The organism is Desulfitobacterium sp. PCE1 (assembly GCF_000384015.1).
Classification (GTDB): Bacteria; Bacillota; Desulfitobacteriia; order Desulfitobacteriales; family Desulfitobacteriaceae; genus Desulfitobacterium; species Desulfitobacterium dehalogenans.
The window spans coordinates 2,487,693-2,509,730 of record NZ_KB913023.1 but is presented as its reverse complement, the minus strand read 5'-3'; the positions used below and the strand labels follow the sequence as shown (position 1 = coordinate 2,509,730).

Below are 22,038 nucleotides of genomic sequence, written 5' to 3'. Positions count from 1 at the left end.
TTGCTGGAGATGAATCAAGACCCTTTAAGCCCGGTAATTAACGCTGTGCAGGGGATTTACGGGCGTAAAGACCAAGCCCATGATCTGGAACATGCCCTTCGGGTCAGAGAATGGGGAAAGAAGATTGGAATACAGGAGAGTGCTGATCTAGTGATTGTGGAGCTGGCAGCTATTCTTCATGATATCGGCCGCTCCGGAACTTTATCGAGAACTCATGCTGAAAGCGGATCGGCTTTGGCAGGTGGAATACTTCAAAAATGCGGTTACCCTGAAAACATTATCGAAGCCGTTAAAACAGCCGTTCTTTCCCACTCACGGGAAGGTTATGAACCGGAAACTTTGGAAGCGAAGATTCTTTATGATGCCGATAAATTGGACTTTGTAGGCCCTATAGGTATAGCAAGGCTTTTTGCGTGGGCAGGAAAAGAAGGAAAACCCTTTTTTGGGCCGGATTCCTGTGAATCCTTTTACCGTGAAAGAATTAGTCACTATCATAAGCATCTCTATACCGAGACAGCCCGGGTACTTTTCGAGCCCCTCTTTTTGTATTCCGAGAATTTTTGGTCCGAATTAGAAAAAATGAGACTTAAAAAGGACTAAGCTGGTTAAACTATGGATATATCTTCTTGGGAAAGGACGGTATATCCATTGCGTTGGTTGAAACGTATTTTAGTCATTCTCATTGTCCTTTTGGTTGCTAAAGGCTTATTTACTCCGGAACAGCCCCAAGCCTATATTTCCTCGCCACGAACCCAACTCTTATTAGAGGAAATTGAATGGCGGTCTGTTCAGATTAAACAAGCTGCACAGGATTTGCCCGGCAGTATCGAAGTGTTGCTGCGGAAGTTTTTTTCTGACGGAAAACCTGGATCTCAAGCGAAATCGGTTTAAATCCGGCAGGAAAAATATATTAAAACATCATTTTATTTGAAAATTTAACGATAAAATGATTTTGATTTTGTTAAATTGTTTTAATAAGGCAAAAGAGAGCGCAAAGCTCTCTTTTTTTGAGTTTGCTCCTTCTTTTCATTCATTATCAAAGAGAATCGTGAATATGAATAGGCAAAGGTTGTTTTAAAAATTGTTCATTTCGGTGTACAATAATCGATGTAATCTTCTTTGAGCTATGGTGCGCAATTCTAGTGCGTAAAATGACAGTCGAAGGCGGGCCTAAGAATCCGCTAAGGGCATACCGATGAAGTTCCTGGTGGTGGCTTTCGACGCCCAGTCGAGGGTTGCTGCTGGGAGTTAAGGATGAGGGGGATCTGCAATGGCATGCGGGCGATACCCTCTTCCGTGGAGGCCTAAGTTCGTGGCTGTTTTCTGGTTATGGCTTAGGGTATGAACCTGCATTAGGAAGGAACTTAGTGCAGTGTAGCCTGCCTTGAGGTGGAGAAGTTGGGAGGGCTGAAGGAACTTCTGTCTATTGGCCGATGGACTTAAGTTGCCTGAAATTCTTTTCTGCAAAAGAGGCTAGACTGTCACGGAGCGTTAAGGAAAACTTCTAGAGCGAAAACTAACGAGGATTAAAGTGCGTTCTTAGTGGCGATCAAGTGCTGGAGCTGGCAACATTCTAGACTGAGGGAAAAGGGAAACCGCCTAACAGGAAACTGAAGGAGCTCAGTGGGAAAACCTACTTGACCTATGGCGCAATATTTATTCGTTGGTGTCCTAAGGCTCAAAGGGCAACACCTCTCGTAAGAGAGGTGTTTTTTGTATAGTATACTTCATGTGCACAGAAAAAAAGCTGTTGAATAGATATAAATAACATCAGTTTCCAAGATTATAGGCTTTTGCCATTATTTACGTGGAGGAATAAGGAAATTTTCGGCGAATACTACATAAGAAATGTGGGCTGAATCTAAACCATATGTTTAGAGCGGGGGACTATCTTTTGGGGTGAATCGCAGTCATGCGTAGGGCTTACACCTTGTTGCCCGAATCCGTCAACTAACCTCGTAAGCGACGAAAGGTGGAAAATTCATGGACTCTTCCTCTAAGAGGGGGTGGATTGCCAGTGTGGTGTTGTCCGGCACCTTATTGGTTAGCAGCCTCCCGGGAACCTATGTGCCGGGAAATGCTGCTGAGCTTGTTACAGGTTCAGAATCTATTCTCTTAAGGAATGCTTCATCGTTTAAGGCACAAATGGTCTCCAGTACATTACTATCCGATATCATCCAAGTAGAGAAAGAGGATATGATCCTGCAGCCTAGGCTAGCAGCGACCTTAGCTTTTTCTTCAGAGCCTATAGTAGCCGATACAGATAACCAAAAGGAATCACTGCAATTTTCAAAGGCGGAGAGTGAAGATACCGTCACGACACCTGAGGAAATGACGATAACGGCCTTAAGAGATCAGGTCTCGAAACAGGCCGCAGCGGCTCCCTCCCAGGAAATCTCTCGTGGCGGCAGTTCCAAAGCTGAGGAGATTGTCAGCAATGCCCAAAGACTTATCGGTATCCCCTATGTGTTTGGAGGAACTACTCCAAATGGTTTTGATTGTTCCGGCTTTACCCAATACGTCTTTGAGGGGTCGGAGATCGACTTGCCACGAACCTCATATTCACAATATGAAATTGGAACAGCCGTCAAGAAAGATGAGCTTCAGATTGGGGATTTGGTATTCTTCTCTACCTATGATAGCGGGGCATCTCATGTGGGAATCTACATAGGTGGTGGAAGCTTTATCCATGCCTCCAGCACCGGCATTAAGACCACAGGCTTATCGGATAGTTATTACGCCGGTCGTTACCTTGGAGCCAGGAGAGTTTTTTAATTCATGGTCTTGTTATAGGGACAAAAGAAGTATCGCATAACTGCTTTCTTTAAAGTAGTTTGCGATACTTCTTTTTACTCTAAGGACCATCTTTTCGGATCTGAACTAAATTACCAACCGATTGGTAATTTAGCTTTAATAAGGTAGCCAAGGCACCAGTCTATAACTCTTGCATTCCCCTCCCGGTTCCGCCGGTGTCCGATTATGGATATAGAGGTCGGTCTTTCCGCATTGTTTCGTCCGCTTATAATAGCATTGACGGCATAGTTCGACACGGTAATTAAGAATCATGGTTTTCCTCCTTATGAGGGTTGAAATGTTCATATACCGCGAGAGCTGCCGGGGAAGGAAGACCGGATTTTTGAAGTTCCTCCACAGTGGCTAGGCGGATAGTATCCATGGATTTAAAATATCTCAAGAGCTGTTGCCTTCTCTTGGGACCGACACCCGGTATTCCATCCAACTCGGAAAGGGTCATGCTTTTAGCCCGTTGTTGCCGATGGAAAGTAATAGCGAATCGATGGACTTCATTTTGAATCCGTTCCATCAAACGAAAACCGGCTGAACGGCGATCCAAGGAATGGATTCGGCCAGCGGAGTCGATTAAAGCCGAAGTTTGATGCTTGTCGTTTTTGACCATGCCGGCAACAGGAATCGCGGCCTTTAAGTTGCGGAGAGCATCCAGGGCTGCATTAATCTGTCCCTTGCCCCCATCCACCAGGATAAGATCAGGAAGAGGAAGGCACTCCTGCTGAAGACGGGCATAGCGGCGCTCAATCACTTGGTGCATGGATGCGGTATCATCTATATTGGGCATGGGTTGAATCTTAAATTTGCGATATTGACTGCGGTTGGGTTTGCCATCAAGAAACTGAATCATTCCGGCCACACTATGGGTGCCGGCGATATTGGAAATATCAAAGGACTCGATGGTGCGGAGGGAAGGAATGCCTAAGGCATTGCCGATTTCCTCCAAAGCTTGTGTGCATTCGGTCAAGTTTCGTATTTCGATGGAAATCTGCTCATGTAAGGTGGTTTGAGCATTTTCCATAGCCATTTGCACCAGATCTCGCTTTTGTCCTTTTTGCGGCACGATCATCGGAAAAAGCTTTGCTAATACACTAATATCCAGAGGAGGGAGGAGAATTTCTTGAGGGAGAGCAGAACTTTCTGTGTAGAACTGAGCCAGAAAGGAGACAAAAGCTTCTTCCGGTTCTTCGTAATAAGGGAAAATGAAATTGTCACGAGACAGAAGTTTTCCCTGGCGCAAATAAAAGATCTGAATACAGAGTTGATCTCGGGTATAAGCATACCCTACCACATCCCGATCCACAAAGTCGTTTAAGGTGATGTTTTGTTTCTCGCCTACTTTTTTGAGATCCTCGATAAGGTCGCGGTATTCTTTTGCCCTTTCAAATTCCAGGTTTTCCGAAGCGTCTTTCATTTTTTTCTCCAGGGACCTAAGAATTGCTCCCTGATCACCTTTAAGAAAAGTAGCCGCTTCTTTACGTATTTTGTCATAAGATTCTTTGGGGACATCCTCCTGACAGGGGCCTAAGCATTGCCCAAGATGGTAATAGAGACAAGGTTTGCCCGGAATCTGCCGGCATTTACGAAAGGGAAAGAGGCGATTGAGCAGTCGGGCAGCTTCTTTAGCCGCTGTAGCATTGGGGTAGGGGCCATAGTATTTCCCCATCCCTTTTTTTACTTGCCGTGTCACCAAAATCCGAGGATGTGCTTCATCGGTAATGGTTATAAAAGGGTATGTTTTATCATCGCGTAATAGAATATTATACTTTGGATTATGCTTTTTAATAAGGTTGCACTCTAAGAGTAAAGCTTCCACCTCAGAATCGGTAATAATCGTTTCAAAACCCGCAATCAAGCTAATCATAAGCTGGGTTTTTCCATTATGGGACCCGGTAAAGTAGGAGCGGACTCTGTTTTTGAGAATCTTCGCTTTCCCTACATATATAATTTGGCCGGATGCATCTTTCATTAGATAGACACCTGGCTTATCCGGTAATAAACTAAGTTTTTCCCGAAGTATCTCCATTTTTTGAACACCTCGGTATTATTCTAGTCGGAGATCACCGGTAATGCAAGTCATCCTTAACAGTATGGGAGCTATCTTTGAACTTTAGTAATCTATCCTGCCCTGGGACAAACATATCGGACATCGTTCATTCGTATAGTTATTAATAAGGTCATGATAAGATAAGGAGGGGTATATATGCCGAATTCTTGGGGGCGGCCTCCGCGGAATGAGCAATGGCAGGATATACAGGCTTTGGCCTTTTGGGTACTCCTTATTGGAGTAGGAGCGTTTATTCTTTTCCCCAATTTTTTTAGTGACGTTTATTCACGTCTTACCGATCCTGCAGCCCAGTTGGTAGATACAACCACTGGAACTTATGATCCCGGTTATGATGGATACACTACGGGTGATTCCTATTCCACAGACCGCTACACGGATACACCCTCCAATTACCTCTATTCCACGGGGAATGCTTACGGGTCTTATGGTTCTTCGACTACGTCACTTTATCTCGGCAATGAAGTTGCCACAGGCTATTGGGTACTTTTTGTGGCGGATGGGGATTTTAAACAACTTTCAGTGACCAGCGAGGCGTATACTTTTCTTTTACGTTTGATCGAAAGAGATCAAACCGGAGAGGGGAAGAATACTCTGATTTTAGCCGCCAATGGTCAGATCCGGAAGTTCACCGTGACCAATGAAATTTATCAGATCGTGACCAATATGGCGGCTATTGAGACACGAGCAAAATCAGGATAAGAGCATGGAAACTCTAATTATTGGGTTAATTAAAAAGAAGTTTTGCTCCAACGGCAAAGAGCAATAACCCAAGAAATTGCCAGGGGTTCAAGGCGAGACGTTCTGCACCAAAAAGTCCTAAATGATCGATAATTAGTGCGGCCCCTACTTGACCTATGATGATAGCTGTAGTTGCATTACTTACCCCAATCTTTGGAATGCTTAAGGCGACTAAACCTACAATGACTACACTAAGAACCCCACCGAGGTAAAAGTACCAAGGAATGGATAGCCAGTTATAATCTAGTAGGGGGACTCTAGTGACCATTACGGCAATTAGCCCGATCACTGTGCCGATGATATGTACAACCAAAGTAGCGGCTAAAATGGAAGTTTTTTGGTAAAGTCCGGAATTCAAAGTGCCTTGAATAGCCATTGCAATGCCGGAAAGTGCAGCTATAACTGCCGGTAGAGATATAAATTTATTCATGAAAACCTCCAAATTTAAATTTTGATGGAAATGGTCATCTTCACCAAGTTCGACAAGAAGTAGTTCGTATTTCAAATTAAGCTCAAGGGGAAAATGAAGTTGTAAAGAAAAATGAAAAGAGGTGGCGTCGTGGAAATCGACTATAATTTGGTACAACGGGCCCAGATGCTGCTTACTCTTGATCATCCTCTTTCTCAAGTACGGGACATTTTACTTAGGGAAGGATATCCTCAAGAACAAGTGATAGAACTGATAGATGCCACTGAAGAGGTGCTCAATTATCTAATTCCTCCGGAATATGATGAAAATAAAATAGGTATTGATATTTTGCACCCCGGTGAAACTAGGTCGGGAAGAAAGCCCGGTGTCGATATCCTGATAGATAAACATACAGGTAAATTAAGCTTAATTACCCCGCAATATCAAGAGACTTGGAAGGTGGCCAATGAAGTACGTAAAGCCATCAAAAAACAACAATCTCTAGGTCGATACTACCACTAGACTTCCTTTAAAGGGCGAGCAAATTGCTACGCCTTTTTTAATATCCTTAGTTAATGTTATTGTTTTCTGTAACTCATTAAATTATGTTATAATTTTTATTAAAGATATGTATCCGGCTGTAAGTACTTCTTGGGGCATCTGCGGCGATGCTCTTTATTTGGTTGAAGTATAATTAGGGTTAATCGAGGTCAGACATGAGAAATTTACCTAGGCATAATTCCTTATATCGAGTATTTCCAGCACTCAGTCATAGCTCATTCCGTTGGTTTTGGGGTGGACAGATTATTTCACTGATTGGGACATGGACCCAAAATATAGGTCAAGCCTGGTTGGTATTGCAGTTAACCAATTCACCTTTTTTGCTTGGGTTGGTAGCCGCCATGCAATTCGTACCTACCATGTTGTTCTCCCTACATGCCGGAGCTTGGATTGATCATTTACCTAAACGTAAAGTACTGATTGCAACACAGACCATTATGATGATTTTAGCCTTTGCTTTAGCTTTTTTAGTGGGTTCGGGTTCGCTTCAATATTGGATGCTTCTAATTATGGCGTTCATTCTTGGCGTGTCCAACACAGTGGATGTTCCAACGCGCCAATCCTTTATTATTGAATTGGTAGGGAGGGAACATTTAGCCAACGCTATTGCCCTGAATTCCGCGATTTTTAATGCTGCTCGTTTAGTAGGCCCTGCCATAGCCGGAGTGATCATGGGAGTATGGGGACCGATGTGGTGTTTCTTGATTAATGGTTTTAGTTTTATTGGGGTTTTAGGAATTTTAATCTTTGTTCCCTCCATTCCTCATCAAGAAAAGGTCGCTCCTAAAAAAGAAACCTTGGGGAAAGATATTCTTAATGGGTTGAACTATATAAGAAAAACCCCCTCTATTTTTATGGTTATCATTATGATGGGCTTTTTGAGCACCGTTGCCATGAATTTCAATGTACTTGTTCCTGTTTTGGCCAAAATTGATTTACAAGAAGGGGCCTTGGGATATGGACTCTTAATGAGCACTTTGGGATTTGGTGCCCTTATCGGCGCTTTAACTGTGGTCATAAAAAGTGCGGAAGGCCCACAACCTCTTTTACTTTTAGTGGGAGCTTTTGGACTGGGGATTTTCAATGTGGTTGTAGGATTGCAGAATACTTATCTTTTAAGTGCATTTTTCTTAGCCTTTCTCGGTTGGTCCATGATTGTTTTTTCTGCTTCAGCTAATTCAATAATCCAAATTACAGTGGACGGTGAATATCGAGGGAGAGTAATGAGTGTTTATAGCCTGGTTTTTGGAGGTATGGTTCCCATAGGAAGTGTTTACGCCGGGACATTATCCGATTTTTGGGGAGCGAAGGTCACCTTTGTAATTAGTGGAATTCTCACATTATTATTTATGTGTGGGATTGTCTTTTTACTAAGGCGTAATCGAAAGGATGAAGGTCATGAGAATAGCGGTCTTATCTGATACCCATCTAAGGGCAGGTCAGACCTTGCCAAGATGGGTATGGGAACAATGTGATGGGGTGGACCTTATTATCCACGCCGGAGATGTAGTGTGCCCAAGTCTCCTGAGTGATTTGGAGCAGATTGCTCCTTTGGAGGCAGTTCAGGGAAATTGTGATGGATGGGAGTTGGCACGCTTACCACATAATAAGATCATCACCTGTGGAGAGATTACTATAGGCGTGACCCATGGAGTGTATGGGCCGGGACGTTCGACTCCAGAGAGAGCTATGCGGACCTTTGATCAGGATAAGGTGGACCTTATAATCTTTGGGCACAGCCATATCCCTTATCAGGAAAAGCAAGGGAGGATATTACTGTTTAATCCTGGATCTCCCACGGATAAACGAAGGCAGCCTAAGTATTCTATGGGAATGATTTGTATTGAAGACAAAGTGATTAAAGCCCAACATATTTATTTTTAAGGAACTAAACCAATGCCTACAAGTTGCCGATATACTATCTGGGGTAATAAAAAAATTCAACGACGGGAAGAAGGACTAATTCATTTGGGAGTGGGATAATTCGTGGAACTACAAGGTCTAGGGTCAATTAATCTACCACTGAAAAATCAAGGGATTCAACCTGGTCAGAGATTTTTTATCGAAGTAATCCAGAAAGATCCCAGTGGAAAAGCACAGATTCGCATTGCAGGACAAGTTGTCCCAGCTTTATTGGAAATCTCTGTTCAACCCGGAGAGAAATTTTGGGCAACAGTACATAAGATTGACGAAAGTGGTATTGTACTTGCAAGGGACAAAAGCACTAATACGGATAAAGCTACCCTACTAGATTCTCAAGGAATAGGGCGCTTATATATTGAGTTCGGACAAAACAAAGAGAATTCACTATCGAATTTGTTGCGCCAATTTCTTAGTGATGGGAAAGGTGTCCCTTCGTCCAGCGATGGAAAGGGCGCTCCGGTGCCCAGCGATGGAAAGGGTGTCCCAGTATCCAGCGATGGAAAGGGCGCTCCGGTGCCCAGCGACGGGAAAGGTGCACCAGTGCCCAGTGATGGGAAGAGTGTCCCAGTGTCCAGTGATGGAAAGGGTGTCCCCGTAGCCAGCGACAAGGGCGCTCCAGTGCCCAGCGATGGGAAGAGTGTCCCCGTATCCAGCGACGGAAAGGGTGCTCCGGTGCCCGGCGATGGAAAGGGTACTTCAGTGCCCAGCGATGGGAAAGGTGTCCCCGTGTCCAGTGATGGAAAGGGGAACCCTATGTCCAATGAGGTAAAGATCATACAGACAAACGAAGGTAAAAGCGTAAATACTCTTGATAGTGCTCAAAATGATTCTAATGACGAGAGAATAAGCCTTACAGGCAAAGAACTCATTACCTCGTTTGTAAATAACACCGTCCCGCAGTGGTCTAATTTAAGCAAAGATGGTTTTATGCAGCTCTTTCTCCTGTTTAGGGGGCTGGGTTTGGATTATGAACGCAGACTTAAGAATTTAGATACTACTAAAGAAAATGAAAAAAGCAATTTACAAGCAGACCTTAAGAAAAGCCTTAAAGGGATTCTCCTTTCCTTACTTACAGGGGATTCCGATGGTGATGAAAAGTCTCATGCCTCCAATCTTCTTGAACGCTTAACCGGGCAGCAGATCCTTTTGCAGAGGGGGAGTTCAGAAGCTCCCTTCTATCTAATGGAAATTCCTCTTCAATCCGACGGAGAACTCTATAATCAAACTTTAGCCATTAAAGCCTCTCGAAAGGGTAAAAAACTGGATTTGGATCATTGCCGCCTGGCCCTTCGTGCCGAGACTCCTACATTGGGTGAACTAGGCATTGAAGGATGGATATATGAAACCCAACTAACTCTTAAAGTGCTGAGTGATAATCCAGACTATCTGCAGTCTTTAGTGGGAGAAAATTTCGCCCATACCCGTGAAATTTTTAGTCAGATGGGAATGAGTCTGCAGCCTATCACCGTGGGACCGCTCAAGACAGCGGATGAATTCCATCGTTTCCTTAAGGGAGAACTGCGTGAGGGGGTGGATTATCAAGTATGAGAGAGAAAGCCGCTGCTCTCGCCTATGACCAAAGTGGTGCACCTAAAGTGGTTGCGAAAGGTACTGGAGAAGTTGCTCGCAAAATTATTGAACAAGCTATCGAACATGGAATTCCTATCCAAAAGGATGAGGTTCTTGTGGAGACTCTCATGAGGGTGGAATATGGTGAAGAAATTCCCCCTCAGCTCTACCAAGTTGTGGCTGAACTTTTAGCTTTCGTTTACCGTCTTGATAAGCTTGCCAGGGGGCATGTAAAGAGTTGACTAGATAAATAATTAAGGCATTCAACCAGTTCATAATCCTGATTGAATGCCTTAATTATTTACACGCCTTAACTTGTTGAGAGTTGGAATTATAATTTTTCTGTATGCAAACTATGCATCGATCGGTTGCTTTTTGAGGTTTAATTGTCGCCTGGCTAAGACGGCAGCTACTTGCTCAGTATCCCCAAGTTGGACTCCGTTAAGACGCCATTCCCGAAATGTTTGCCAAAATTGTTGTTCGGAAATGCGCCGGGTATAACGCTCAGATTCATCATCATATGGCCAAAAAACATCAACCCAAAGGGTTCCCCGATTGGTAAGTACGAGTACAAAATGATTTAATTCAGGGGTTTGGGACTCAGTATTGCGCATGAGGATATGGGATCGACCGTTAGGGAAGTCTGTTTTTAAATAAACTAACTTCATCAGGATCCTCCTTGTCACACATTGATGTGATTCACAAATCAAGTATAGCACTTTAAGAAGCAAAAAACGATGACTGCAAGAATTTTCTTCACCATAATTGAAAACCTTGCAAAATAGTCTATGTGGAACAAGGAAAAAAGTGAAGTGTTCGTAATTTTTTGTATGATCGATTAGGAGTTGGGATAAAATAAAAAATGAATAAAACGTTTGTTCAGGGAGGTACCACCATGCTTACTATCGTTCATACTTTTGATGCCCCCGATCGTGATCGGTTATTATCGGATATTCGCAGCGGTCTGGATACTTTAGAACAAGTCGGAGGATTTAAATACGCCAGCATCAATGAACAAACCAATTCCAATGAGATTATGGTGATGACCAAATGGGAGAATCTCAGTGCCTACGAAAAATGGGCGGCCACAGTTGGAGAAAACAAAGCCTTTAAACAGGCCACCCCGCAGCTGTTTGATATTATTGATGAGAAATCTTAAAAGAATGATGTGAGAATATATCAAAGTAGAAAAGGAGACAAAGCTGGTTCTCCTTTTCTTGATATATAGATAGCCTTCTAAACTTATGGCAATAAAAAAGTAGAATAGGCAGATACGAGCACAAAAATTTTGTAGCAAATTTTTTAAAAATTTAAAATATTATGAGGATTTTTCTTTGGGATTTGTGTATAATATGGATAGACTAGATAGAAAAAATATGGGGGTGTTTAGGTTGAGGATAGCCTTAGATGTCAATCCGGTAAAAGAATGTCAAAGCTGTACCCAACGTGATGAGCGGGAGGTATCAGCTCATATTCTTGCCTACCAAATCGCGCACCAGCTTCTGTCAAGTGTACCGGGACAAATTCAAGTGGATGGAAGTCGGCTCATTCTTAATCTCCAGGAACACGACCCCCTCCATTTTGATTTGCGCTCGGGATCTTTACATGCAAGAAATTTGAATATTCCACTTGAACAACGGTACCGCAATGAAAAAAGTCTTGAAGAATTAGCAAGGCAGATCAAGGAAGAAATTCAAATTACTCCCCTTGATACAAAGCATCAAATCGACCCTTTGGCAACTTTAATCGTCAAACTTATTGAAATTTACCATGCTCGATGTGGACTGCATATTTCGTCAGTACAATGTCAAGAAAACAGAACGATATGGGAAGTTAAATTACACGAAAATGGCCCAAGCGGCTGGATACAAAGTGACGGTGTGTTGCGCAATCGTTTTGGAGAAGAAGTAAACATGTCAGAATGGATGCACCTACGGCCTGAAAAATTAGCGATGTATGTATTTGGATTCAATCGATTCTGTCGCCATTTTCCCAGTCCGGTCAAATCCAATCATTGATGATTTAAATTGTCGTAAATACAACAAGAAGCCGCTGTTAAGCGAGCTTCTTGTTTTTACTATCTTTATCCGATAAATAGAGTCTTAACCTATCCGTTGCCGGGTATTTGTTCGGTTTTCTGCTGCATTTTTAAGAATTCTATGAAAGCCGATTGGAGATTAGGATTAGGAATCCCTTGCAGGATGATGTTTTGATTTAATAGGACGCGACCAGGATACTTCCCTATGACTTCAATCTGAATAGATGTTATATTGAGAGTCTTGATCTCATTATCAATGAGCAGTGCAAAGGGTTTCATCTCGGGAAAAGTTGCTTCCAAAAGGATGGTTTCGGTAGACTCACCGAGCAGGCTGCTGAGGTTTTCATTCAACCTTTCGTCATGGATAACACTACGGGCGGTCTTGACATCCTCTTTGGCCTCAATCAGGTCCTTTGCCGGTTCGAAGGCATTGATAGGGATAAAGGTTCCTTCTCCGGATGGAATAAGAGAGGCTTCTAAGTGTTTAGGTGGGCTTAAGCCGAGGTCATCTTGGACTATGGCTTCACCGGACTCTAAGCTGGGGATAGAATGGAGGTCTCCTAAGACAAAGGAGGCTTCGACCAGAAGCTTCTGCATGACAGCGATATTGGAATTCCATGTTAATTGAATAGGAGTTTTCTGTACCGTTTGATCTGAAGAAATGGAAACGATGCTGTACATGCCATCTTTAGTTAAAAAAGGTCGATCTGCGCAACCGCTTAAAATAAAGACCAATAGCATGATACATATCATTGAAGATATCCTACGGAGCTTATTCAAGGTATACTTCCTCCCGAACCTGTAGAAATACGAGGTATAATTTTTGCTAAAGAATTTTCTTCAAAATGACAATTACTATTAATTCGCTTTATAAAAGCTAAACCCTTCTTTTGAAGTCTTGCATTGATTCCTTGTGCAAATGTGTGTAAAATGACTTTCAGAAAGGGGCTCATTGATGATTAAACGAAAAATAGTAGTTGTTGATATTGAAACCACTGGATTTGATATCTATAACGATGAAATCATAGAATTTGCTGCCTTGAGCATTGAAGAGGGGAAAGAAGCGGAGACTTTTAGCGCTTTAATCTCACCCCGAAGGCAAGTCCCGGAACGAATTTTACGACTAACGGGTATCTCTCAAGAGGAATTAAGGCAAGCCGGTTCCCTTCAGACTTATCGTGATAAGATCCTAAATCTTTTCCAAAATGCCATTATCGTGGGGCATAATGTTGAGTTTGATTTAGGATTTCTTGAGCACGCCTTAAATATTCATTTTGAAAACACTCTCTGGGACACTTTGGAGATTACCCGAATCCTTTACCCTAATATGAATAAGTATAAATTAGGTGATCTAACCAAGAGCCTCGGTTTGACACCCTTGGTAAAGGCCCATCGGGCTTTGTCGGATGCGCAGGCTGCTTGGGAACTATTACAAGCCTGCTGGGAAAAAGGATTGACTTTGGATTTGGGTTTCTATCAAAGAGCCCTTGCCATTGCCGGCAATTCACGGGTAACCGGCTTTCTTCGGGAATTAGAGAAAACCACCAGGAGGAAATTCCCCGAACGGCTGATACCAACCGATTTGGTGCTTTATAATCAGGATTTAGGCCTTTTTGAAGAGCAGAAGGACGAAGAACCCTTCTCAGAAGATATAGGGTGGATTGAGAAGTGCTTTTCTCAAGGGGGAATCTTGGAAAATAAGCTGAAAAGTTATGAAAGCCGTCTTGGTCAGTTGCAGATGGCCAAAGCCGTGGGTGAGTCCTTGATAAGCTCTACCCATATCGTCATAGAAGCCGGAACAGGTACAGGGAAATCCTATGCTTATTTAATTCCCAGCCTTTGGTGGTCTAAAACAACAGGGAAAAAAGTCGTGGTGGCTACTCATACCATTCCTTTACAGGAGCAGATTTTTAAAAAAGATCTCCCTATTCTTGCTCAAGTTTTACCTTTTTCCTTCCGTGGAGTCTTATTAAAAGGAAAATCAAATTATATATGCTTGAAAAGATGGTTGTCAACCCTGAGCATCACTACGGAATTAGACCCAGGTGAGCGTCTGGTCCTCCTGAGCATTATGGTGTGGCTTAGAGAAACCACCACTGGGGATTGGCAGGAGGTCTCACAAATCCCAAACCTGGGAAAGATATGGGGGAGCCTGAATTGCGAGGAAGAGAGCTGTATACCTGGAAAATGCTCTCAAGCCAATCGCTGTTATATGCTGCAGGCCCGCAAGCGTGCTGAAGAGGCTGACTTAATCATCGTCAATCATTCTTTGCTCTTTTCGGATATTAGGACAGATAGGAATATTTTGCCCGAATACCACGAATTGGTCGTAGACGAAGCCCACCATCTCCATCAATCGGCTTTAGAGCAATTAGGGAATGAGATTAGTCTGGAACAGATTTCCCGAGTCCTTAATCTGCTCAGCCGTTCTATGGCAGGAAGTTTCTACGGGAATGTTAAAGCAAGAGCTCAATTGTGGGAACGCATTCTTTCTGTGGCCCTTTGGGAACGTTTTCGTGGATACCTTGAAAAACTACCTGAAGCCTGTGACGAACTCTATCAACAGGCTGAAGAGCTCTTTGCAACCTTTGAACAAATACTAGGGAAGGAACTTTCCTATCGATTAACGGTTCACTGCCATAAGGAAAGATGGTGGCAAACTGTAGCTGTGCAAATCGAAAATTTGTTAGGGCGGCTTAAGGTCATAACTGACTTACTTAAAGCCATGATTAATCTTCTCGATTCTCAAGATGATGAGGACTCAGCAGCTCTAGCCCATGAGATTTCTGGACGAATACGGAACCTTGAAGAGATGAGAGAGTGTTTCGTTCTTGCACAGCTAGTAGACCAACCTACTCGGGTCAGCTGGCTGGAACAAAGCAATCGAATTTTACTGAAAACCTCTCCAGTGGATGTGAGCTCCATTCTTAAGGAGAAACTGTTTGCACCTCTGGATTGTGCCATTTTGACCTCCGCAACCATAAGCATTTCCAATTCATTTCAGCATTTTTTGAGGGAAATTGGTTTAAATGAAAGTACGACATCTTTACTGGTGGATTCTCCCTTCGATTATGATCATCAGATGCAGCTTATGGTCGTAAAGGATTTAGTGGATGTTGAGCAAGATGAATTATTTGATATAGAAAAAGTAGCGCTTTTTATATCAGAGGTATCTGAGCGCATGCAGGGAAGAACTCTGGTGCTTTTTACCTCTCATCGCTTTTTGCGGGAGATTCACTTGCCTTTGAGCCGCTACCTAGAAGGTTCTGGGATTGAACTGCTGGCTCAAGGAATAGATGGAGGACGTCAGGCCATTCTCGAAGCATTTCTTGATAATCCCAAGAGTGTTTTATTGGGAGCCAGCAGCTTTTGGGAAGGTATCGATATCCCAGGGGATAAGTTGTCCTGTGTCATTCTCATAAAATTGCCTTTTGGACCCCCTAATCGCCCACTCATCGCCGCACGGTCAGAATATCTTGAAACACAGGGAAGAAATCCCTTTTATGAGTTTCTTCTTCCCGAGGCTGTACTTCGTTTTAAACAAGGTTTTGGCCGCTTGATTCGCTCCAAATCGGATCGAGGGCTTGTTATTCTATGCGATGGCAGAGTAATTCATAAGCGATATGGGAGATATTTTTTGAGTTCCCTGCCGGTCAGAACTCATATTCGAACCAGTAGGTCGCAGATTCTCGACAAAATAGATAGTTGGTTTGACGAGGAATATCAAAAGGAATTGCTTTAATAATTAAAGAAAAGATGATAAACTTAAGCATGATCACTGTGAAGCTTCGTTACCTTATAATGGAGCCAGGAAAAGATGTAAGATGTTCTCCCATCAGATGGAGATGATAAGATGAGACAAAGTCAGGTTAGAAAATGTTGGGAGAGTGAAGTTGTGTGAGTGGTAAGTCCATTAAAGTGGATATGATCCCCAGTGTTTTTACACTAGGGAATTTGTTTTTTGGATTCTTGGCAATTCTTTGGACCATGAATGGTGAATATAAAATGGCTGCCGGGTTCATTTTATTCTCCGTTCTTATGGATAGTATGGACGGTAAGGTAGCCCGTAAGCTTTCTGTGAGTTCAGATTTTGGCAAGGAACTGGATTCTTTATGTGATGTGGTTTCCTTTGGTGTAGCTCCAGCGGTTTTAACTTATAAAGTCCTGCTGGCAGCGCATATGGGATTTTGGGGTATGCTTCTTGCTGCTGCTTTCGCCATGTGCGGAGCAGTTCGTTTGGCTCGGTTTAATATTCTCAACATAACCACCCATTTTTTGGGCGTACCTATTACTTTTGCCGGCGGGTTCATGGCTTTATTGATCCTTTTTCATAAAAGCCTGCCTTGGGTAATTTTTCCTGTGGCTTTGGCAGTATTGGCATTTCTCATGGTCTCCACAATCAAGGTCCCGAAGCTGGGGAAATAGCTGATTCTGCTGTGATTATCAAGGGACAAGGTTTTAGGTATCGTGCGGGTACAGAGTATTGCTCTGTACCCGTTTTTGTTGTATAAACGAAAACCACCTGCTATGCAGGTGGTTCCAGAAAGCTTTAGCTATGAGTAGAAAAACCTACCCCCCTTTGATAGAATAGTGCAGGTTTCGCCAACCGCACTAGACAAAGAGGAGGTAGATATCCCAATGGATACAGAAAGTTTAGCACATACTCGATGGAACTGTAAATATCATATCGTATTTGCCCCAAAATATCGAAGACAAATCATTTATGGAAAAATCAAAAAGGATATAGGAAAGATAATAAGAACATTGTGCGATTATAAGAAAGTAGAAATCATCGAAGCCAATGCCTGTGCGGATCACATCCATATGCTGGTGTCGATCCCTCCGAAATTAAGTGTATCGGCATTTATGGGATACCTGAAAGGGAAGAGCTCATTGATGATTTTCGATCGACATGCCAATTTAAAGTATAAGTATGGTAACCGGCATTTCTGGTGCAGAGGCTATTACGTTGACACAGTAGGGAGAAATAAAAAAGCGATAGAACAGTATATCCGAAAGCAGTTGCAGGAGGACATTGCAGCAGATCAACTAAGTATCAAGGAATTTGTAGATCCATTTACAGGGGAGGCTATAGAGAAGAAGAAAAAATAGCCCCCCAACCCCTTTAGGGGTAGCACGGGGCAGAGTGCGGTTGGCGGAACTTTCAGTGAGCCTTAAGGCTCAGCCTGTACCCTGCCCTTATAGGGCTAGAGCAAACCACCCGCTGAGCGGGTGGTCATGATTTCGCTATCAGAAAGCATAAACTTGCGTTATATGCTTTCTAAGCATAAGGGCAACCAGCGACTTCGCCCCACTGGAGATATAGGTCAAAGGCTGGGCGAAGCCGGGTTTTCTTTATCACCCATTCAAGGATCTTTGCATATAGTATGGCACGGAAACACTTGTATGGAGGGAAAAGCATGGATAATCAACAAGTGAATTGGGCCAATGTGGGATTAAGAATGGTGCAAGGGTTAACAACCGTTATTGATGCTGCTCGACAACTTGATGCTCAAGAGGCTTCTTTAGTTATGAAATTGTTGGGAAAAACCTGTATGAAAACAATGAAAGAAGGGGTAGGCCATCAATTTGGTATCGCTTTAGTAGAAACCAGTGCTCAATTAGCTATGCGAGATAAACTCGTTGTTGAGGATGTATTAAGAATTATTAGCTCAATTATCGGACGACTTTACTTCACAGCCAGTACTGAAGACGAAAAACTACTTGTTGCTCAATTGGAAGAGGCAGTGAAAAATTACCAAATTATTTAAGTCCCATCAGATGGCCTATCGCATAAACTTATTAAGAAGGAAAGAGGTGATCTGAATGAAGGTTTACTATGTCCGCCTGCCTGAGTTCGTACTCAGCTTCCTCCGCAAGGTATTCAATTAAGTCTAGCAACTATGTTAGTAGGATTAAAAAATAAAAATTACTTAAGACATGACATGAAAGCGGGTTCCCTCCTATAGATATAAAGTAGACTTGTCTTCAGGTGGGGTTGCGCCCCAACTGAAGCTTAGTCGCCCTTATCCTCTGTGAGGATAAAGTAGGAAGACAAGCAAGGAGGGAAAACATGACTCGAAGTCGTTATGTCTGGATCATGGGAGTAACACTCATCTGTTTACTGGGGATAGTTGCCTGGAAATCTCCTCAAGCTGTAATGGTGTCCCTAACTCAACCCCAATATGCCGATTCACCACGGGCGGCAGTACAACGTTTTTGGGGCTATCTGGACACAAGGCAACTGGAATTGGCAGAACAACTGCTTGTAGCAAAGGAACTAAATCCACTCGGGCAACAGGAATTTGAATTATGGAAGACTCAGGTTAGAAATAATCCCTTAATTAGCCTGAAAAAGTTGGGAATAGCAGATTCCCCAGATCCCAATAGTGTGATGGTCAATGTAGAATGGACCTCGCCGATCAAGGAAAAAATTGTTCAAACTTATGTGATGCAAACTCAATCCACTTCCGAAGGATGGAAGATCATTCAAATTCAAAAAGTCGATGTTCAATCCTTAGCCCTTCTATAAGTAACGCGCCTTGGAGCGCGTTTTTTTATACTGTCAGAAAGTATAAGCTTGCGCTATATACTTTCTAAGCATAAGGGCAACCAACGACTTCGCCTTTTGTGAGGCGAAAATATAAAGCTCGGCGAAGCCGGGTTTTCTTTATGCTTATCAGGTTTTCCTGTTTAAGTATATTTCCTCTCAGAAAGGTTTAAACTGAGATGTGAAATGAAAAAAGTGTTCAAAAAAACACACTAAGGAGTGCTGTAGGTCACATTGGAGTGGATAAAGTTCTGCTAGACTTAAGCCATAATTACTAAGGAGGATATGAACATGGCCGATACGAAAAAAGAAAACATCGAGCAGGAATGCTCCCATTGTGGAACAACCAGTGAGCTTACACCCGTCATAACTTATGTACATCAAGGGGATGAGAAGCATGTTTGTGTGCATTGTCTTCCCATGTTAATTCATGGTTAAAAGATATCGAGGTGTTTTAAAATGAAATTTACATTAGAAATGAAACTTAAGGACATCATGGCCACCAACCCCAAAACGGTTGAAGTAATGCAGGAATTAGGGTTGCATTGCCTGGGCTGTCCTTTTTCAGTAAACGAAACCCTGCTTAATGCTGCACAAATGCATAAACTCGACCCTGAAAAGCTTCTGGAGGCTGTTAATTCAGTGGAGCAGGGGGAAATGTCCGAAGCAGCTAAAGCCAAAGCCCAACCTAAGGGTGCTATATTGCAAATGGATAAAAAAACCTACGCCATCGCCCCACATATTCCGGCAGGGGTAGCGACTCCTGAAATATTGCGAAAGATTGCCGATGTGGCGGAAAAATACAATGCTGCAGCAATTAAGGTGACTTCCGCCCAGCGGATTGCCATCGTAGGCTTAGCCCCGGAAATCATCCCTAATGCATGGGAGGATTTGGGTATGGATCCTGGACATGCTGTGGGACTGTGTGTTCGCAGTGTCAAGGTATGTCCGGGTATAACCTTCTGTAAGCGAGGGCTGCAGGAAACTCTGGGCATCGGTATGGAAATTGATAAGCGCTACCATGGTATGTCCCTGCCCGCCAAATTTAAAATAGGGATTGCCGGTTGTCCTAATAAATGTACCGATTCTATGAATGTGGATCTAGGGATTATGGGAACCAGCAAGGGATACCATGTCTATGTGGGTGGCAACGGCGGAGTCAAACCTCGCAGGGGGGATTTGCTTCTGGAGAATCTCCAATCCGATCAACTCGTTCCTGTCATTGATGCGGTAATGGATTATTTTAAAGAGAATGCCAAACCTCAAGAGCGTATAGGTCGGCTTATTGATCGCGTAGGTTTGGAAGAATTGCAAAAAGCTACTCAAAATGTTGTGAACGCCTAAAGCGGATAATAGAAAATTAACAAACAAATGAGAGCAAAAAACAGGGGGCGTATCCAAGTGATACGCCCCCTGTGGTACTATAGAGTAGTATTAGTCAAGATGGATAGCATCTGTTGGGCAACCATCCGCAGCTTCCTGTGCGGATTCTTCCAGCTCACTGGGAACGGGGTTAACATATGCCTCGGCAAGGCCTTCGTCGTTCATGCGGAATACTTCAGGACAAATGGATGCACAAGCACCACAACCAATGCAATTTTCATCTACTGATGCAGTCATTATAAATAGACCTCCTTTGCTAAACTCAACACTAAATGTTCCCTTATTTTAAAGTTGTTATACATAGTTAATGGAGTATATCCCCTGGATTCTCTTTATAAAGACATACTATGAAAGGATGAGAAAGGAATATGGAAGTACGATTTGTCCTGCGCAAAGCCCAATATGAGGATATAGAGCAAATAAACGAAATATATAATTGGGCTGTCTTAAATACGGTAGCAACCTTTGATATGGAAGAGCGTTCTTTTGCGGCAGCAGAAGCCTGGTTTGATATGCATCAAGATCCCTATTATCCGGTGTATGTGGTGGAAAGCCAAGGACAGGTCATAGGGTGGGGGAGTCTATCTCCTTTTCATCCACGGCCGGCCTATAAACAAAGTGGAGAATTTTCCATCTATATTGCTTCTGGGTGGACCGGTCAATCCCTGGGGGATACGCTTCTGAAGGTCCTTTGTAAAGAGGCGAAAGAATTAGGATACCATACTCTATTGGGTCTTATTACTTCGACCAACGAAAAAAGTATTTCTTTAGCCAAAAAGCATGGTTTTTTTGAAGCAGGAAGATATCAGGAAGTCGGGACAAAGTTCGGGCAATGTTTGGATGTCATGGTCTTGCAAAAAATTTTCAACTAAATATTTTGTATGAATTTTCTAGCATATTCGTGAATAATCATGCGGGATTGACTCTTCTGGGGAAATATGGTATAAAATAACGAGATTTAATTTACATAAATATCCAGCAACCCCCTTATTTTTAAGACTTTAAGAATTATTGGTTAATTATGCGGTTTACTTATTTTTTACGATTTCGACATCCTAGCTAACGTATAATAAGGTCACCGGCAGAAGACAAGAGAGAATTGACATTATAGCAAGATATAGGGACCGGAAAATTACCATAAGGCAGGATGATAAGTAAAATGGGAAGAAAAATCAAAATTGTCGTCGCTGACGATAACCGTAATCTATGCCAAATGCTGCAGGATTTTCTCCAAAGTCAGGACGATCTCGAGGTGGTAGGGGTAGCGTATAATGGAGTCGAGGCATGGGATCTGATTCAATCGCAGGAGCCGGATCTTGTCATAATCGATTTGGTTATGCCGAGCTTAGATGGGTTAGGTGTTTTAGAAAGAATAAACGGGCGAACAACGGCTTCACGCCCGAAAGTGATCATGCTTACGGCCTTTGGCCAGGAATCCCTGACCCATCAGGCCATGGTACTCGGCGTAGATTATTTTATTCTGAAGCCCTTTGATCTGGAAATTTTGGGTAAGAGGATCCGTAGTTTAACCCAAAGTGTGCCTTCCTCATCAGCTCCTATGACTTCAACAGTGAATGCTGTGACCAATGCAGGTACAAGTGTTAATTTAGGAGCAGAAGTCACGAATATGATGCATCAAATCGGGATTCCAGCCCATGTCAAGGGCTATCAATACATAAGAGATGCGATTCTCATGGTTGTTGAAGATGTGTCCTTATTGGGAGCGGTAACCAAAGAGCTCTATCCGGCCATTGCGAAAAAGTATGATACAGCTCCCAGCCGTGTGGAACGAGGTATCCGGCATGCCATCGAATTAGCATGGGAACGGGGACATACAGAGACTCTAAAACGTATTTTTGGCTATTCCATGAATATAGAACGGCAAAAACCAACAAATTCAGAATTTGTTGCCCTTCTTGCTGATAAGCTGAGAGTTATGAGCAAGGTGAGTTAGAATTAGTAAGGCTAAGGGTTTCAGGGTTTGGACTAAAAAA

26 protein-coding genes and 1 riboswitch are annotated in these 22,038 nt (G+C 42.9%); of the genes, 20 read left to right on the top strand and 6 right to left on the bottom strand.

Annotated features, from left to right (window positions below; all coding sequences use genetic code 11):
- The 3 genes from DESPCE1_RS0112495 (at nt 1) to DESPCE1_RS0112485 (ending at nt 2,775) form a co-directional block, all read left to right on the top strand.
- Nucleotides 1-600, top strand: coding sequence for an HD domain-containing protein (locus DESPCE1_RS0112495; protein WP_019850669.1), 600 nt, complete (start codon nt 1-3; stop codon nt 598-600).
- A 48-nt stretch (nt 601-648) separates the two neighbouring features.
- Nucleotides 649-891: a hypothetical protein gene (locus DESPCE1_RS0112490; protein WP_014794326.1), complete on the top strand. Its 243-nt coding sequence runs from the start codon at nt 649-651 to the stop codon at nt 889-891.
- Between the two features lie 952 nt (nt 892-1,843).
- Nucleotides 1,844-1,980: riboswitch (cyclic di-AMP (ydaO/yuaA leader) on the top strand.
- A gap of 3 nt (nt 1,981-1,983) precedes the next feature.
- Nucleotides 1,984-2,775: a C40 family peptidase gene (locus DESPCE1_RS0112485; RefSeq protein WP_014794325.1), complete on the top strand. Its 792-nt coding sequence runs from the start codon at nt 1,984-1,986 to the stop codon at nt 2,773-2,775.
- Nucleotides 2,776-2,910: 135 nt separating this feature from the next.
- Here DESPCE1_RS0112485 and DESPCE1_RS23330 read toward each other — a convergent pair whose 3' ends face one another.
- On the bottom strand, nt 2,911-3,066 hold the full coding sequence (locus tag DESPCE1_RS23330) for a hypothetical protein (RefSeq protein WP_014794324.1): 156 nt from the start codon (nt 3,064-3,066) through the stop codon (nt 2,911-2,913).
- Nucleotides 3,056-4,831, bottom strand: a complete 1,776-nt coding sequence (uvrC, locus tag DESPCE1_RS0112475) for an excinuclease ABC subunit UvrC (RefSeq protein ID WP_019850667.1) — start codon at nt 4,829-4,831, stop codon at nt 3,056-3,058. The genes DESPCE1_RS23330 and uvrC overlap by 11 nt, the downstream gene beginning before the upstream one ends.
- A 177-nt stretch (nt 4,832-5,008) precedes the next feature.
- Here uvrC and DESPCE1_RS0112470 point away from each other — a divergent pair, with 177 nt between their 5' ends.
- The gene (locus DESPCE1_RS0112470) at nt 5,009-5,572 is read left to right on the top strand and encodes a hypothetical protein (protein ID WP_014794322.1); all 564 of its coding nucleotides are present in this window, start codon (nt 5,009-5,011) and stop codon (nt 5,570-5,572) included.
- Between the two features lie 25 nt (nt 5,573-5,597).
- On the opposite strand, the gene DESPCE1_RS0112465 is transcribed toward DESPCE1_RS0112470, so the two are convergent.
- Nucleotides 5,598-6,041: a DMT family transporter gene (locus DESPCE1_RS0112465; protein ID WP_019850666.1), complete on the bottom strand. Its 444-nt coding sequence runs from the start codon at nt 6,039-6,041 to the stop codon at nt 5,598-5,600.
- 129 nt (nt 6,042-6,170) lie between these two features.
- Here DESPCE1_RS0112465 and DESPCE1_RS0112460 point away from each other — a divergent pair, with 129 nt between their 5' ends.
- The 5 genes from DESPCE1_RS0112460 to DESPCE1_RS0112440 all read left to right on the top strand — a co-directional run bounded on the left by DESPCE1_RS0112460 (nt 6,171) and on the right by DESPCE1_RS0112440 (nt 10,315).
- Nucleotides 6,171-6,542: a hypothetical protein gene (locus DESPCE1_RS0112460; RefSeq protein WP_014794320.1), complete on the top strand. Its 372-nt coding sequence runs from the start codon at nt 6,171-6,173 to the stop codon at nt 6,540-6,542.
- Between the two features lie 194 nt (nt 6,543-6,736).
- Complete coding sequence (locus DESPCE1_RS0112455; protein WP_019850665.1) at nt 6,737-8,002, top strand: MFS transporter; 1,266 nt, start codon at nt 6,737-6,739, stop codon at nt 8,000-8,002.
- Nucleotides 7,971-8,465 carry a metallophosphoesterase gene (locus DESPCE1_RS0112450; RefSeq protein WP_172637618.1) on the top strand — a complete coding sequence of 165 codons (495 nt, stop codon included), beginning with the start codon at nt 7,971-7,973 and terminating at the stop codon, nt 8,463-8,465. Before DESPCE1_RS0112455 ends, DESPCE1_RS0112450 begins: the two co-directional genes overlap by 32 nt.
- 102 nt (nt 8,466-8,567) lie before the next feature.
- Nucleotides 8,568-10,052: a hypothetical protein gene (locus tag DESPCE1_RS0112445; protein WP_019850664.1), complete on the top strand. Its 1,485-nt coding sequence runs from the start codon at nt 8,568-8,570 to the stop codon at nt 10,050-10,052.
- The gene (locus tag DESPCE1_RS0112440) at nt 10,049-10,315 is read left to right on the top strand and encodes an EscU/YscU/HrcU family type III secretion system export apparatus switch protein (RefSeq protein WP_014794316.1); all 267 of its coding nucleotides are present in this window, start codon (nt 10,049-10,051) and stop codon (nt 10,313-10,315) included. Before DESPCE1_RS0112445 ends, DESPCE1_RS0112440 begins: the two co-directional genes overlap by 4 nt.
- Nucleotides 10,316-10,426: 111 nt before the next feature.
- Here DESPCE1_RS0112440 and DESPCE1_RS0112435 read toward each other — a convergent pair whose 3' ends face one another.
- Complete coding sequence (locus tag DESPCE1_RS0112435) at nt 10,427-10,741, bottom strand: hypothetical protein (RefSeq protein WP_014794315.1); 315 nt, start codon at nt 10,739-10,741, stop codon at nt 10,427-10,429.
- A gap of 227 nt (nt 10,742-10,968) precedes the next feature.
- On the opposite strand from DESPCE1_RS0112435, the gene DESPCE1_RS0112430 reads away from it, so the two are divergent.
- Together DESPCE1_RS0112430 and DESPCE1_RS0112425 are read left to right on the top strand one after the other, a co-directional pair.
- Entirely contained in the window at nt 10,969-11,232 is a 264-nt protein-coding gene (locus tag DESPCE1_RS0112430) for an antibiotic biosynthesis monooxygenase (RefSeq protein WP_014794314.1), read from the top strand.
- A gap of 223 nt (nt 11,233-11,455) precedes the next feature.
- Entirely contained in the window at nt 11,456-12,091 is a 636-nt protein-coding gene (locus DESPCE1_RS0112425) for a hypothetical protein (RefSeq protein ID WP_242835436.1), read from the top strand.
- 89 nt (nt 12,092-12,180) lie between these two features.
- Here DESPCE1_RS0112425 and DESPCE1_RS0112420 read toward each other — a convergent pair whose 3' ends face one another.
- Nucleotides 12,181-12,891, bottom strand: a complete 711-nt coding sequence (locus DESPCE1_RS0112420; protein ID WP_028305557.1) for a hypothetical protein — start codon at nt 12,889-12,891, stop codon at nt 12,181-12,183.
- A 175-nt stretch (nt 12,892-13,066) separates the two neighbouring features.
- Between DESPCE1_RS0112420 and DESPCE1_RS0112415 the strand changes: the two genes are divergently transcribed.
- From DESPCE1_RS0112415 to DESPCE1_RS0112385, 7 genes are all read left to right on the top strand, one after another.
- Nucleotides 13,067-15,853 (top strand): helicase C-terminal domain-containing protein, encoded by a 2,787-nt coding sequence (locus tag DESPCE1_RS0112415; protein ID WP_019850661.1) that lies wholly within the window; start codon nt 13,067-13,069, stop codon nt 15,851-15,853.
- A gap of 155 nt (nt 15,854-16,008) precedes the next feature.
- Nucleotides 16,009-16,536: a CDP-diacylglycerol--serine O-phosphatidyltransferase gene (gene pssA, locus DESPCE1_RS0112410; protein ID WP_014794310.1), complete on the top strand. Its 528-nt coding sequence runs from the start codon at nt 16,009-16,011 to the stop codon at nt 16,534-16,536.
- A gap of 213 nt (nt 16,537-16,749) precedes the next feature.
- Entirely contained in the window at nt 16,750-17,223 is a 474-nt protein-coding gene (gene tnpA, locus DESPCE1_RS0112405; RefSeq protein WP_019849466.1) for an IS200/IS605 family transposase, read from the top strand.
- A 308-nt stretch (nt 17,224-17,531) separates the two neighbouring features.
- Nucleotides 17,532-17,882: a hypothetical protein gene (locus DESPCE1_RS0112400; protein WP_014794309.1), complete on the top strand. Its 351-nt coding sequence runs from the start codon at nt 17,532-17,534 to the stop codon at nt 17,880-17,882.
- 302 nt (nt 17,883-18,184) lie between these two features.
- Nucleotides 18,185-18,643 carry a hypothetical protein gene (locus DESPCE1_RS0112395; RefSeq protein ID WP_014794308.1) on the top strand — a complete coding sequence of 153 codons (459 nt, stop codon included), beginning with the start codon at nt 18,185-18,187 and terminating at the stop codon, nt 18,641-18,643.
- A gap of 309 nt (nt 18,644-18,952) precedes the next feature.
- Complete coding sequence (locus DESPCE1_RS23325; RefSeq protein WP_019850660.1) at nt 18,953-19,099, top strand: hypothetical protein; 147 nt, start codon at nt 18,953-18,955, stop codon at nt 19,097-19,099.
- Between the two features lie 21 nt (nt 19,100-19,120).
- Nucleotides 19,121-20,005, top strand: a complete 885-nt coding sequence (locus tag DESPCE1_RS0112385; protein ID WP_014794307.1) for a DUF1858 domain-containing protein — start codon at nt 19,121-19,123, stop codon at nt 20,003-20,005.
- A gap of 90 nt (nt 20,006-20,095) precedes the next feature.
- Here DESPCE1_RS0112385 and DESPCE1_RS0112380 read toward each other — a convergent pair whose 3' ends face one another.
- Nucleotides 20,096-20,281, bottom strand: coding sequence for a ferredoxin (locus DESPCE1_RS0112380; protein ID WP_014794306.1), 186 nt, complete (start codon nt 20,279-20,281; stop codon nt 20,096-20,098).
- A gap of 131 nt (nt 20,282-20,412) precedes the next feature.
- Here DESPCE1_RS0112380 and DESPCE1_RS0112375 point away from each other — a divergent pair, with 131 nt between their 5' ends.
- Nucleotides 20,413-20,916, top strand: a complete 504-nt coding sequence (locus DESPCE1_RS0112375) for a GNAT family N-acetyltransferase (RefSeq protein ID WP_019850659.1) — start codon at nt 20,413-20,415, stop codon at nt 20,914-20,916.
- 287 nt (nt 20,917-21,203) lie between these two features.
- Complete coding sequence (spo0A, locus tag DESPCE1_RS0112370; protein ID WP_019850658.1) at nt 21,204-21,998, top strand: sporulation transcription factor Spo0A; 795 nt, start codon at nt 21,204-21,206, stop codon at nt 21,996-21,998.
- Nucleotides 21,999-22,038: the final 40 nt, after the last annotated feature.